Source organism: Salinibacterium sp. AL4.1, assembly GCF_059767305.1.
Genome location: NZ_JBSOQK010000001.1, coordinates 308,452 through 321,153, shown reverse-complemented (window position 1 = coordinate 321,153; position 12,702 = coordinate 308,452). Strand labels below are relative to the sequence as shown.

At 61.2% G+C, this 12,702-nt stretch carries 12 protein-coding genes; all 12 read left to right on the top strand.

Translation table 11 applies throughout. From position 1 onward, the window contains the following. Positions 1 to 37 precede the first annotated feature (37 nt). Positions 38 to 859, top strand: coding sequence for an ABC transporter ATP-binding protein (locus ACWTV3_RS01605; RefSeq protein WP_498476544.1), 822 nt, complete (start codon positions 38 to 40; stop codon positions 857 to 859). Between the two features lie 47 nt (positions 860 to 906). Beyond that, on the top strand, positions 907 to 1,947 hold the full coding sequence (locus ACWTV3_RS01600) for an aliphatic sulfonate ABC transporter substrate-binding protein (protein WP_100388929.1): 1,041 nt from the start codon (positions 907 to 909) through the stop codon (positions 1,945 to 1,947). After that, positions 1,934 to 2,785 carry an ABC transporter permease gene (locus ACWTV3_RS01595; RefSeq protein ID WP_498476543.1) on the top strand — a complete coding sequence of 284 codons (852 nt, stop codon included), beginning with the start codon at positions 1,934 to 1,936 and terminating at the stop codon, positions 2,783 to 2,785. Before ACWTV3_RS01600 ends, ACWTV3_RS01595 begins: the two co-directional genes overlap by 14 nt. A gap of 100 nt (positions 2,786 to 2,885) precedes the next feature. After that, positions 2,886 to 3,413, top strand: a complete 528-nt coding sequence (gene pyrR / locus ACWTV3_RS01590; protein WP_498476542.1) for a bifunctional pyr operon transcriptional regulator/uracil phosphoribosyltransferase PyrR — start codon at positions 2,886 to 2,888, stop codon at positions 3,411 to 3,413. Next, entirely contained in the window at positions 3,410 to 4,357 is a 948-nt protein-coding gene (locus ACWTV3_RS01585) for an aspartate carbamoyltransferase catalytic subunit (RefSeq protein ID WP_498476541.1), read from the top strand. Before pyrR ends, ACWTV3_RS01585 begins: the two co-directional genes overlap by 4 nt. Before the next feature lie 58 nt (positions 4,358 to 4,415). Beyond that, positions 4,416 to 5,741, top strand: coding sequence for a dihydroorotase (locus tag ACWTV3_RS01580; protein WP_498476540.1), 1,326 nt, complete (start codon positions 4,416 to 4,418; stop codon positions 5,739 to 5,741). Then, a complete protein-coding gene (locus tag ACWTV3_RS01575) occupies positions 5,734 to 6,228 on the top strand; it encodes a PH-like domain-containing protein (RefSeq protein ID WP_498476539.1) in 495 nt (164 codons plus the stop codon). The genes ACWTV3_RS01580 and ACWTV3_RS01575 overlap by 8 nt, the downstream gene beginning before the upstream one ends. After that, entirely contained in the window at positions 6,225 to 7,364 is a 1,140-nt protein-coding gene (gene carA / locus ACWTV3_RS01570; RefSeq protein WP_498476538.1) for a glutamine-hydrolyzing carbamoyl-phosphate synthase small subunit, read from the top strand. The genes ACWTV3_RS01575 and carA overlap by 4 nt, the downstream gene beginning before the upstream one ends. After that, complete coding sequence (gene carB / locus ACWTV3_RS01565; protein ID WP_498476537.1) at positions 7,364 to 10,678, top strand: carbamoyl-phosphate synthase large subunit; 3,315 nt, start codon at positions 7,364 to 7,366, stop codon at positions 10,676 to 10,678. The genes carA and carB overlap by 1 nt, the downstream gene beginning before the upstream one ends. Beyond that, positions 10,671 to 11,513 (top strand): orotidine-5'-phosphate decarboxylase, encoded by an 843-nt coding sequence (pyrF, locus tag ACWTV3_RS01560; RefSeq protein WP_498476536.1) that lies wholly within the window; start codon positions 10,671 to 10,673, stop codon positions 11,511 to 11,513. The genes carB and pyrF overlap by 8 nt, the downstream gene beginning before the upstream one ends. Then, a complete protein-coding gene (gene gmk / locus ACWTV3_RS01555) occupies positions 11,513 to 12,442 on the top strand; it encodes a guanylate kinase (RefSeq protein ID WP_498476535.1) in 930 nt (309 codons plus the stop codon). Before pyrF ends, gmk begins: the two co-directional genes overlap by 1 nt. Further along, positions 12,435 to 12,695, top strand: coding sequence for a DNA-directed RNA polymerase subunit omega (gene rpoZ / locus ACWTV3_RS01550; RefSeq protein WP_100388939.1), 261 nt, complete (start codon positions 12,435 to 12,437; stop codon positions 12,693 to 12,695). The genes gmk and rpoZ overlap by 8 nt, the downstream gene beginning before the upstream one ends. Positions 12,696 to 12,702 lie beyond the last annotated feature (7 nt).

Here is a 12,702-nt window from a genome sequence, read left to right as displayed (position 1 = left end):
GGTAGCCATCGTGTGAGCCGGGTCTTAGCGTTCAGGGATGAGTTCTTCTTCCCTCCGCGACAGCATCGCTTCTGATGCCCTCTCGGTCAGCATCCGCGGCCTCGCTCGTAGTTTCGGCGAGCGCCGGGTGCTCAATGATGTCTCGCTTGAGATTGCTCAGGGCGAGATCGTCGCGCTCATTGGTCCCTCTGGCTGCGGCAAGTCGACACTATTGCGGCATATCGGGGGTTTGGACGCCCCAACCGCGGGATCCATCACCATCGGCGACGCTCCTGTTACGGGGCTGGATGCGCGGTCAGCGATCGCGTTTCAGGAGCCTCGGTTGCTTCCGTGGCGCTCGCTCACTCGCAACGTTGAGGTCGGGTTGCCGCGTACTCGTCGTACAGCGAGTGACCGCGAGCGCGTGTCGCATCTTCTCGAGTTGGTCAAGCTCTCCGAGTCTGCTCACTTACGGCCTCGAGAGATCTCGGGCGGCATGGCTCAGCGGGTCTCTCTAGCGCGCGCTCTGGCGCGCCAGCCAGGGGTACTCCTACTCGATGAGCCATTCGGGGCCTTGGATGCGCTGACGCGGCTAGCGATGCAAGATCTGCTTCTGGAACTCCATGCCGCAGAGCCCGCGACCATTGTGATCGTCACGCACGATGTCGACGAGGCGCTCTACCTTGCCGACCGCGTCATTCTCTTGGGTTCGAGCCCCGCCGCTTCCGCAGATGCGGTCTCTCGCGTGCGCGCAACCGTCACGGTCCCGGGGTATCGCCCCCGTGACCGGGGCAGCGCAGACCTTGCTGAATTGCGAGCTGAGCTGCTTGAAGGTCTCGGCGTCGCCACCCACCACCTCTCGGTGACGAGTAGCAGCTAGCTCCGTCGCCCGTTTTCACTGTTCTCCCCACACCCCTGAAGGAAATTATGTCTCGCCGTTCTCTCTCATCACTTCTCACCGCGGGCGCTGTAGCGCTCACTCTCGGACTCTCCGGTTGCGTGGCGGGCGAAGGCTCAGGCCTCGCTCCCGAAGCCACGGATAACGAGGGTGGCTGGAGCAGCGACACCCTTGCGGTCGACTTTGCGACCTACAACCCGCTCAGCTTGATCATTAAGGAAGAGGGGTGGCTGGAATCGACGCTCGGCGATGACGTTGAAGTGACGTGGCTTCAGTCATCCGGTTCTGCCGCAGCAAACGACGCCTTGCGAGCGGGTGCTCTGGATGTCGGGTCTACAGCCGGTTCTGCCGCGTTGCTGGCGCGGGCCAACGGTTCGCCCATCAAGACCGTAGACGTGTACTCGCAGCCCAATTGGTCTGCCATCGTTGTCGCCGCAGACTCACCCATCCAGTCTGCTGAGGATCTTCGCGGCAAGAATATCGGTGCGAATGCCGGTACTGACCCGTACTTCTTCCTGCTCCAGACGCTCGCCGAGTTCGACATCGGGCTTGACGAAGTCACGATCACTCAGTTGCAGCACGCTGACGGTAAGACGGCATTGGAGTCAGGCGCCGTAGATGCGTGGGCTGGCCTTGATCCGCTCATGAGTGCATCCGTCGTGAATGCAGGGTCGCGCATCGTGTACGACAACCCCGACTTCAACAGCTATGGCTTCCTCAACGCCACGGAGAGCTTTTTGGAGAAGTCTCCCGATCTGGCCCAAGTAGTCGTTGACGCGTATGAGAAGGCGCGTCAGTGGGCTGCGGAGAACCCGGATGACGCTGCGGCGATCTTTGCAGATGTCGCCGGTATCGATCTCCCCATTGCTAACTCGGTTCTGCTGGAGCGAACGAACCTCGCTATCGACCCTGCTCCCGGGCAGAAGCAGCTTGACGTTCTCGGCGTGATCGGTCCGATCTTCGTTGACTCGGGAGCGGTTGCCGAGCAATCGCAGATCGACGATGCTCTCGCGACGCTGTTCGAAACGACGTATGTCGACAGTGCGGACCCGAGCCGTGTCGCTGAATAGCCCGTTGAACCTGTTGGAGCGGCCCGTCGTCACTGATGTCGCGGCCGCTCCGGCACCCGTAGAAACCAATACACCGCGTCGTCGACGCTGGGTCCGCCCGGTTCTCCTGGGCGCGGTGCTCCCGCTGGCGCTGATCGTTCTCTGGCAGCTCATCGCCACCTCCGGTGCGGTCGCCAGCTACCGCCTGCCGACACCGCTCAGTGTGTGGGCGGCCGGTGTGGACCTCTACGAACGTGGTGTGCTCTACCAACACGTTGCGATTTCTACGCAGCGGGTGCTCCTCGGATTCGTGATTGGTTCGGTCGTCGGCTTGGCGCTGGCTTCCGTTGTGGGGCTGTCGGCTCGCGTGTCAGAGTTCTTTGCTCCCACGTTGGGTGCTCTGCGGGCGGTGCCCTCTCTGGCTTGGGTACCGCTTCTCGGGCTCTACCTGGGCTACAACGAAGATTCCAAGGTTGCGCTGATCGCCATCGGCGCGTTCTTCCCGGTGTACACGACGGTGGCGTCGGCGCTTCGCCATGTGGATGGCCATCTGGTCGAACTGGGCCGAAGCTACGGTTACTCAGGTCCCGCGCTGCTCGGGCTCGTTCAGTTGCCGGCCGTTGTGCCGGCTGTGATCTCGTCGCTGCGGTTAGCACTGGCACAGGCGTGGCTGTTTCTCGTGGCTGGGGAGCTGTTGGGCGCTTCGCTCGGCCTCGGCTTCTTGCTTGTCGATTCGCAGCAGAACGGGCGCATTGACCGACTGTTCCTCACGATCATCCTGTTGGGTGTTCTCGGAAAACTCACCGATACAGCAGTGGGAGTGCTTGAACGCTTCCTTCTCAAGCGCTGGGGTTCGTAACTCTCCGTGGGCAAGTGTGAACTGCTCGTCGTGGTGCGCTAGAGTCATCGAAACAGATTTCCTTTAAATTCCGTCCAGAGAGGCGGGGAAGGAGGTCAGAATGCCTGTACGCACAGTGCTGCAGCATGCTGATATCACCCGAGCGTTGACTCGTATTTCTCACGAGATTCTAGAGTCCAATCGCGGTTCAGACGATCTCGTCATTCTCGGCATTCCGACGCGCGGCGTCACGCTGGCCTCCCGCATCTCGGCGATCATCCACTCGGTTGATTCTGCCGTGATCCCGGCAGGGGCACTCGACGTCACGATGTACCGCGACGATCTCGCGCAGAACCCCACCCGCGCTACCGGCCCCACTGACATCCCCAGCGGAGGCATTGACGGCAAGACCGTCGTGCTCGTCGATGACGTGTTGTATTCGGGCCGTACTATTCGCGCTGCGCTGGATGCGCTCGGCGATCTCGGTCGCCCTCGCGCCGTGCGCCTCGCCGTGCTTGTCGACCGCGGGCACCGGGAGTTTCCGATTCGGGCCGATTTCGTTGGCAAAAACCTTCCCAGTTCGGCAGAAGAGCGCATCAACGTGCGCCTCGAGGAAATCGACGGCACCGACGAGGTGACAATCGGATGAGAAATCTCCTCACCACCCAGGGACTGACTCGCGACGAAGCGATCGCGATTCTCGACGTTGCCGAAGACATGGCGAGCGTCTCGGAGCGCGAAGTAAAGAAACTGCCCACTCTGCGCGGCAAAACCGTCATCAATCTCTTCTTCGAAGACTCCACGCGCACTCGCATTTCTTTTGAGGCTGCGGCCAAGCGCTTGAGTGCCGACGTCATCAACTTTGCTGCCAAAGGATCGAGCGTTTCTAAGGGCGAAAACCTTAAGGACACCGCGCAAACTTTGGCCGCGATGGGCGCAGACGCGGTAGTCGTACGACACTGGGCATCCGGAGCACCGAAGACGCTGGCAGACAGCGGTTGGATTGACGCCGGAATCGTGAACGCCGGCGACGGCACGCACGAGCATCCGACCCAGGCTCTTCTCGACGCTTTCACCATTCGTCGCCGCCTGCACGGAACAGCGGCTCGAGGCAAAGGGCTTGAGGGAGTCACCGTCACCATCGTCGGTGACATCGTTCACTCGCGAGTCGCCCGCTCCAACGTCTGGCTTCTGACGACGCTTGGCGCTCATGTGACTCTCGTTGCCCCCGCTACGTTGCTTCCCGTGAACCTCAGCGGCTGGCCCGTCGAGGTCTCGTATGACCTTGACCATGCCATCGCGCAGGGGCCCGACGTCATCATGATGCTGCGCGTGCAGGCCGAGCGGATGGCCGCAGCATTCTTCCCCAATGCTCGCGAATACTCGCGACAGTGGGGACTCAACGACGAGCGAATGTCTGCCCTGCCAGCCAGTAGCATGGTTATGCACCCTGGGCCGATGAACCGCGGCCTTGAAATCTCGGCTGCCGCCGCAGATTCGCCACAATCAACAGTGCTTGAGCAAGTGGCGAATGGCGTCTCCGTGCGTATGTCGGTGCTGTATCACTTGCTGTCCGGAGCTGTGGAGCGGTGAGCGCGGGAATCCTGCCCGCCGCCCCTCAACGTGAACTAATTCAGAGAAGAGGACTCTCGTGAGTATCAGAATCGTCAACGCCACCCTGCCGAATGGCGAGCGCGGAGATTTCACGATCGAGCGCGGCGTCTTCACGGATGCAACCTCTGCCGACCGCACGATCGACGCAGCCGGTCTTCAGGCACTTCCGGGGCTCGTCGACCTTCATACTCACTTGCGCGAGCCCGGCTTCGAGCAGAGCGAAACGGTTCTTTCGGGATCGCGCGCTGCGGCAATGGGCGGTTTCACTGCCGTGTTCGCCATGGCCAACACGATGCCTGTTCAAGACACCGCTGGTGTTGTTGAGCAAGTGCAGTCGCTCGGCCTCGACCACGGATACGCCACAGTGCGCCCAATCGGCGCGGTGACCGAGGGCCTCGAAGGTGTGAAGCTTTCTGAGATCGGCGCAATGGCCAACTCTCGCGCCAACGTGCGCGTCTTCTCGGACGACGGCAAATGTGTCCACAACGCCTTGCTGATGCGTCGCGCACTCGAGTACGTCAAGACCTTTGACGGCGTCGTTGCGCAGCACGCTCAAGAGCCCACGCTGACGGTCGATGCCCAGATGAACGAGGGCGCCGTTTCTAGTGAGCTGGGGCTCGCCGGCTGGCCTGCTGTCGCGGAAGAGTCGATTATCGCCCGCGACGTTTTGCTTGCCGAGCACGTGGGTGCCCGACTTCACATCTGCCACCTTTCGACCGCCGGCTCGGTCGACGTGATTCGCTGGGCGAAGGCTCGTGGAATCGCCGTCACCGCAGAGGTGACGCCTCACCACTTGCTGCTCACCGAGGAACTCGTTCGCGGCTATGACGCCCGCTTCAAGGTGAACCCTCCGCTGCGTCGCGACGAAGACGTTCACGCCTTGCGTGCAGCCCTCGCCGACGGCACGATCGATATCGTCGCGACTGACCACGCACCGCATCCGCCCGAGGCGAAAGAGTGCTCGTGGGCAGAAGCCGCGTTCGGCATGGTGGGGCTCGAATCTGCTCTCAACGTTGTTCAGCAGGCTGTTGTGGACACCGGCCAGCTTGACTGGGCGGATGTTGCACGCGTGCTCTCGCAAAAGCCCGCGCAGATCGGCCGCCTCGACGGTTACGCCATTCCGTTCGCTCTCGGAGCCCCGGCCAACATCGTGCTGGTCGACCCGAGCGCTCGTTCCACGTTCTCTGCGGAATCACTTCGCGGCAAGAGCACGAATTCGCCCTACCTCGGGCGCGAACTGCCTGGTCGAGTTATGACTACCATCCACAACGGCTACGAAACTGTGCGGGATGGCGACGTCGTAGACGCGGCCGAAGTCGCTCAGCAAGCGCGGGCCGCCGAGAGCGAGGCCGCTCGTGGCTAAAGAAATCTCGATCGTCATCGTGCTCATCATCGTGGCTCTCGCTCTTACCGCGATGGTCATCGGCTGGCGTGCGCGTAAGCGACGACAGTCCCACATCGGAGCACCGCTCGCGCCGCCCGTTGATCTCGACGACACCGACCTCCGTTTCAGCGGCAAGTACGTTGCGACCACTGTCGCGGGAGATCAGCTCAACCGCATCAACGTGCACGGCTTGGGTTTCCGCGCGAACTGCCTTCTCGAAGTGCACCCCGAAGGCATCGTGGTTTCGCGCGCTGGCTCACCCGACCTCTGGCTTTCTCGCACTGATGTACGCGGCATTACCCGCGCAACCTGGACCATCGACCGTGTGGTCGAAAGCAACGGGCTGCAGGTGATCGAGTGGAATCTCGATGGCACTGCAGTCGATAGTTATTTCCGAATGGATGACCCCGAGACGTGTGAACGCGCTCTCGATAGTGTCGTCGGCAACGAAAGGCAGTCCCAGTGACCTTTGAACCCGCAGTGCTCGTTCTTGAAGATGGCTCGCGCTATCTCGGTCAGGCCTATGGTGCCCGCGGCCAGAAGATCGGCGAAGTCGTCTTTGCGACCGGGATGACCGGCTACCAAGAGACAATCACCGACCCCAGCTACGCGGGACAGATCGTCGTGATGACGGCACCTCACATCGGTAACACCGGTGTGAACTCCGAAGACCCCGAATCCTCGCGAATTTGGGTGTCAGGCTTCGTCGTTCGCGATGCGAGCCGTGTCGTCTCCAACTTTCGTGCGGAAGAGTCGCTGGATGCCCAGCTCACCGAGCAGGGGATTATCGGTATCAGCGGCGTCGACACCCGCGCTATCACCCGTCGTCTGCGCGATGCCGGTTCGATGCGTGGCGGAATCTTCTCCGGTGAAGCCGCGAACCTCAGCACCGAAGAGCAGCTCGCATCCATCACCGCGGCGGCCGAGATGGCGGGCCAAAGCTTGTCTTCTGAAGTGTCAACGTCGGAGGCGTACGTCGTCGAGGCACAGGGCGAGAGCATTGGCCGTCTCGCCGTTCTCGACCTCGGAGTGAAGACGTCTACCCTCAACTACCTCGCGGAGCGTGGATTTGAGGTGCACGTTCTTCCTCAGACCGTCACCTTCGAGGAAATGCTCGCGATCGAACCGGTCGCCGTCTTCTACTCGAATGGCCCGGGCGACCCCTCGGCATCCGATGGTCACGTTGCACTGTTGAGCGAGGTTCTCAAAAAGGGCCTCCCGTTCTTCGGAATCTGCTTCGGCAACCAGCTCTTGGGCCGCGCGCTCGGCTACGGCACCTACAAGCTGCCGTTTGGTCACCGCGGTATCAACCAGCCCGTTATCGATGTGCAGACCCTGCGCACCGAGATCACGGCGCACAACCACGGCTTCGCGGTAGACGCTCCGGTCGGCGAGATCAGCCAGTCACCGGCAGGATTCGGTCGCGTAGAAGTGAGCCACGTCAACCTCAACGACAACGTGGTCGAAGGCCTTCGCGCCCTCGACATCCCCGCGTTCTCCGTTCAATATCACCCCGAGGCGGCCTCAGGCCCCCACGATGCCAACTACCTCTTCGACAGGTTCCGCGACCTTGTTCTCGAGACCGCAAAGGACGCCAAGTAATGCCCAAGAGAGACGACATTTCATCGGTACTCGTTATCGGCTCCGGCCCGATCGTCATTGGTCAGGCAGCTGAATTCGACTACTCCGGCACGCAGGCGTGCCGGGTGCTGCGTGAGGAGGGCATCCGTGTCATCCTCGTGAACTCGAACCCGGCCACGATCATGACCGACCCCGACTTCGCCGATGCCACCTACATCGAGCCGATCACGTGGGAAGTCATCGAGTCGATCATCGCCAAGGAACGTCCGGATGCACTGCTGCCGACTCTCGGCGGCCAGACAGCGCTCAACGCGGCCATCGAGCTTGACGCTCACGGCATCCTCGAGAAGTACAACGTCGAGCTGATCGGCGCCAACCTCGAAGCCATCAACAAGGGTGAAGACCGCCAGATCTTCAAGCAGCTCGTGTTGGACTGTGGAGCGGATGTCGCCAAGTCGCACATCGCTCACACCGTCGCCGAAGCGGTCGAGTTTGCCGAAGACCTCGGGTATCCGCTCGTGATCCGCCCCTCGTTCACGATGGGTGGCCTCGGTTCCGGCTTCGCGTACTCGCGCGAAGAGCTCGTGCGCATGGTTACCGATGGTCTTCACCAGAGTCCCACTACCGAGGTTCTTCTCGAAGAGAGCATCCTCGGCTGGAAAGAGTACGAACTCGAGCTCATGCGCGACACCTCGGACAACACGGTTGTCGTGTGTTCCATTGAGAACGTCGACCCGGTTGGGGTGCACACGGGAGACTCGATCACGGTCGCTCCGGCTCTCACGCTGACCGACCGTGAGTACCAAAACCTGCGCAACATCGGTATCGACATCATCCGCGCGGTGGGCGTCGACACCGGTGGCTGCAACATTCAGTTCGCGATCGATCCGGCCAATGGTCGCGTCATCGTCATTGAGATGAACCCGCGAGTGTCTCGTTCGAGTGCGCTGGCGTCGAAGGCAACGGGCTTCCCGATCGCGAAGATCGCAGCCAAGCTCGCCATCGGCTACCGCCTCGATGAGATTCCCAACGACATCACCAAGGTGACTCCGGCAAGTTTCGAGCCCACGCTCGACTACGTCGTCGTCAAGGTTCCCCGCTTCGCTTTCGAGAAGTTCCCTGCCGCCGACACCCGTCTGACGACGACGATGAAGTCGGTCGGTGAAGCTATGGCTATCGGCCGTAACTACTCGACCGCCCTGCAGAAGGCACTCCGTTCGCTAGAGAAGCGCGATTCGAGCTTCCACTGGAACGGCGAAGTCGGCAACAAGGACGAACTGCTCACGCTGTCGTCAGTTGCTACCGATGGTCGCATCATCACGGTGCAGCAGGCCATGCGTGCCGGTGCCACCTCAGAAGAAGTCTTCGACGCCACCAAGATCGATCCTTGGTTCATTGACCAGATTGCGCTCATCAATGAAGTTGCTGCTGATGTCGCGGCGGCCCCTGAGCTGACGGCGGCGCTGTTGACCCACGCGAAAAACCACGGCTTCAGCGACGTTCAGATCGCTGATCTGCGCGGGCTGACCGAGGCTGAGGTGCGCGATGTGCGCTGGAACCTTGATGTGCGTCCCGTCTTCAAGACGGTCGACACGTGTGCTGGCGAGTTCCCGGCTCTGACGCCGTACCACTACTCGAGCTATGACTCTGAAACTGAGGTCGTTCCCAGCGACAAGAAGAAGGTCGTCATTCTCGGGTCAGGCCCGAACCGTATCGGTCAGGGCATCGAGTTCGACTACTCGTGTGTCCATGCTTCGTTCGCGCTGTCAGATGCTGGCTACGAGACGATCATGATCAACTGCAACCCCGAGACGGTTTCTACCGACTACGACACGAGCGACCGTCTCTACTTCGAACCGCTCACGCTCGAGGACGTGCTGGAGATCATTCACGCCGAGAGCGGCAGCGGTGAGCTCATGGGTGTCATCGTGCAGCTCGGTGGCCAAACGGCGCTCGGGCTTGCTCAGGGATTGAAGGATGCCGGCATCCCCATTCTCGGCACGACTCCCGAAGCTATCGATCTTGCCGAGGAACGTGGACTTTTTTCCGCGATTCTGGACAACGCTGGGCTGCTCGCTCCGAAGAACGGCACGGCAACCAACCAGTCCGAAGCAATCGCAATTGCAGAGAACATCGGCTACCCCGTTCTCGTGCGTCCTTCGCACGTTCTCGGCGGTCGCGGTATGGAAATTGTGTACGACTCCGAAGCGCTGGCTGACTACTTCGAGCGCGTTCGCGACCTCGTCATCATTTCGGAGACGTCGCCGCTCTTGGTCGACCGCTTCTTGGATGACGCCATCGAAATCGACATCGACGCCATCTATGACGGCAATGAACTCTACGTCGGCGGAATCATGGAGCACATCGAAGAAGCCGGTATTCATTCCGGCGACTCCGCGTGCACCTTGCCCTCCGTCACTCTCGGTCGCGACGTCCTCAACCGGGTTCGCGAAGCGACGCTCGCTATCGCTGAAGGCATCGGCGTTCGAGGTCTCATCAACGTTCAGTTCGCCATCGGCCAGGGCATCCTCTACGTGCTCGAAGCCAACCCGCGCGCGAGCCGCACCGTTCCCTTCGTGTCGAAGGCTCTGGGTATCCCGCTCGCTAAGGCGGCCGCTCTCGTGATGGCTGGCTCAAGCATCCGTTCTCTCGTCGAGAGCGGTCTCTTGCCTGTGCTCGATGGCTCGCAAGTGCCGTCGACTTCGCCGGTATCAGTCAAGGAAGCAGTGCTGCCGTTCAAGCGGTTCCGTACCGTTGAGGGCAACGTTGTTGACTCAGTTCTCGGCCCGGAGATGCGCTCGACCGGTGAAGTCATGGGTATCGACTCCAACTTCCCTAAGGCATTCGCTAAGAGCCAGGAGGCTGCGTACGGCGGTCTTCCCGATGGGGGATCGGTCTTCGTCTCTGTTGCCGACCGCGACAAGCGCGCTGTCATCCTGCCGGTATTGCGGTTGAGCCAGCTCGGCTTCACGATCCTGGCCACCGAAGGCACCGCAGAGATCCTCGCCCGCAACGGCATCGAGGCTCAAGTCGTGCGCAAGTACTTCATGGGTCAAGAGTTGGATGCGGCCGAGCCGTCGATCGTGGAACTCATCAACGACGGCAAGGTTGACGTTGTCATCAACACGCCGAGCGGTCGCAGTGCTCGGGCCGACGGCTACGAGATTCGCACCGCAACGGTTGCGGCCGACAAGCCGATCTTCACGACGATTGCGCAACTCGCCGCAGCAGTCGCGTCGTTCGAAGCGATCCGCGACGGCTTCGACGTTCGTTCATTGCAGGATTACGCGCTCGATCGCGCCGCCGAGCTCGAAAAGGTTGCCAACAATGCCTAGTTTCGCTTCGCGGCTGGCGCAGACCTTCGACGAGTTCGGGGGAGTGTGCATGGGAATTGACCCCCATCCGTTCCTCCTCGAAACCTGGGATCTGTCCAACGACGCCCACGGCGTTCGCGAGTTTGCGCTGCGCGCTGTGGATGCCGCAGCCGGCAACGTAGGAATGATCAAACCCCAGGTGGCGTTCTTCGAGCGCTTCGGTTCCGCGGGTTACGCGATTCTCGAGGAGTCTTTCGCTCTGGCACGTTCCGCCGGGCTGCTTGTTATCGCCGATGTGAAGCGCGGCGATTTGTCGTCGTCGGTTGATGCCTATGGCCAAGCGTGGCTCACTCCCGGCTCGCCGCTGGAAGCTGACGCAATGACCGCGGTGGCCTATCAGGGCGTTTCTGAGCTCTCGAGGCCCTTCGAACTGGCGCGGTCGGCCGGCAAGGGGATTTTTGTTCTTGCGGCGACGTCCAATGCCTCGGCTCGCAGCATCCAGACGGCTCGAATCGCTGAAGGTGAGCACGAGGGTGCTACGGTCGCGGCGAGTGTCGTTCGAGATGTGACCGCTCTGAACACTGAAAGTGGATTGGGGTCGTTTGGCGTCGTTATCGGTGCGACCGTTGAGGTCGCCGACTACGGCATCACCAGCGGTGAGCTTGTGGATTTGCCCATCTTGGCTCCTGGTTTCGGGGCACAGGGTGCTCAGGTTGAGCAGGCTCGTGAACTGTACGGCGATGCTGTGTCGAACACGATCGTGACAGTATCTCGAAGCGTTCTTCAAGAGGGCGCGAGTCAGATTCCGGCTGAACTTCGTTCGTTGCGTTCTCAACTCCGTGAGCAGGTGCGCTAATGACGCCCCGTCCCGCACCTCCCGCGGTTGATCGTGCGGCTGCCTCACGCGCGGCGATCGCGGCGCGACGCGCCCGGGCTGCAGTCAAGCGCGAAGTCGCAGAACGCGCCCGGACCGCTCTCAGCGTTGCGCGCACCGCTTGGGCTCAGCCCGACAGCGCTGAAGCTCGGCTTCTTGTTCGTGAACTGCTCATGAGCGTTCCGTCCCTTGGCCCAACTCGTGTCGACTCGATCATGGCCGACCTCGCCATTGCCGAACGCAAGCGAGTCGGCGGGCTTGGTCCGAAACAACGTCAGCGATTGACCGACTACCTATCGAGCCGTCAAGGCCCCGAGCCGACGCGCCTCGTCGTGCTGGCAGGGCCAACCGCCGTGGGCAAGGGAACTGTTTCTAGCTTCATTCGGGAGAATCATCCGGACGTTCTACTCAGTGTTTCTGCGACCACTCGCAAGCCGCGCCCAGGCGAAGTCAACGGCGTTCACTACTACTTTGTGAGTGACGACGAGTTCGACTCGATGATCGAAAACAAAGAACTTCTCGAGTGGGCCATCGTGCACAACTCCTACCGCTACGGTACGCCGCGCCCGCCGATCGATGCCGCTTTGGCCGAGGGTAAGCGCGTGCTGCTTGAGATCGATTTGCAGGGCGCACGCTCAGTTCGTACGGTCATGCCCGAGGCATTGTTGGTCTTCTTGCTCCCGCCCACGTGGGAAGAATTGGTGCGTCGTCTCATCGGTCGCGGCACCGAAGAAGCCGCCGAACAGTCTCGCCGTTTGGAGACCGCGAAGGTCGAATTGGCGGCTCAAGATGAGTTCGATGTGAAGGTAGTCAACACAGAAGTAAGCCAAGCGGCTGAAGAAGTCGTAGAATTGATGGATGCGCCCGCTGGCGCGACCACTTCCGACTCCAAGGAGCACCCTTATGGCTGACAAGAACTCGGGCATCATTGATCCCCCCATCGACGAACTACTGTCGAAGGTTGACTCCAAGTACCAGCTCGTTATCTTCGCTTCGAAGCGCGCTCGTCAGATCAACGACTACTACGCAGACCTTCACGAAGGCAGCCTCTTCGACAACGTCGGGCCGCTCGTAGACTCCACGATCGACGACAAGCCTCTTTCAGTTGCTCTCCACGAGATCAACGAAAACAAGCTCGAACTCAAGCGACTCAGCGGCGAATAGAACGTTT

Excerpts from the sequence above, each read along its gene's own strand:
- ACWTV3_RS01605 (WP_498476544.1), top strand. The coding sequence starts at position 38 with ATGAGTTCTTCTTCCCTCCGCGACAGCATCGCTTCTGATGCCCTCTCG.
- ACWTV3_RS01600 (WP_100388929.1), top strand. The coding sequence starts at position 907 with ATGTCTCGCCGTTCTCTCTCATCACTTCTCACCGCGGGCGCTGTAGCG.
- pyrR (WP_498476542.1), top strand. The coding sequence starts at position 2,886 with ATGCCTGTACGCACAGTGCTGCAGCATGCTGATATCACCCGAGCGTTG.
- ACWTV3_RS01585 (WP_498476541.1), top strand. The coding sequence starts at position 3,410 with ATGAGAAATCTCCTCACCACCCAGGGACTGACTCGCGACGAAGCGATC.
- carB (WP_498476537.1), top strand. The coding sequence starts at position 7,364 with ATGCCCAAGAGAGACGACATTTCATCGGTACTCGTTATCGGCTCCGGC.
- pyrF (WP_498476536.1), top strand. The coding sequence starts at position 10,671 with ATGCCTAGTTTCGCTTCGCGGCTGGCGCAGACCTTCGACGAGTTCGGG.
- gmk (WP_498476535.1), top strand. The coding sequence starts at position 11,513 with ATGACGCCCCGTCCCGCACCTCCCGCGGTTGATCGTGCGGCTGCCTCA.
- rpoZ (WP_100388939.1), top strand. The coding sequence starts at position 12,435 with ATGGCTGACAAGAACTCGGGCATCATTGATCCCCCCATCGACGAACTA.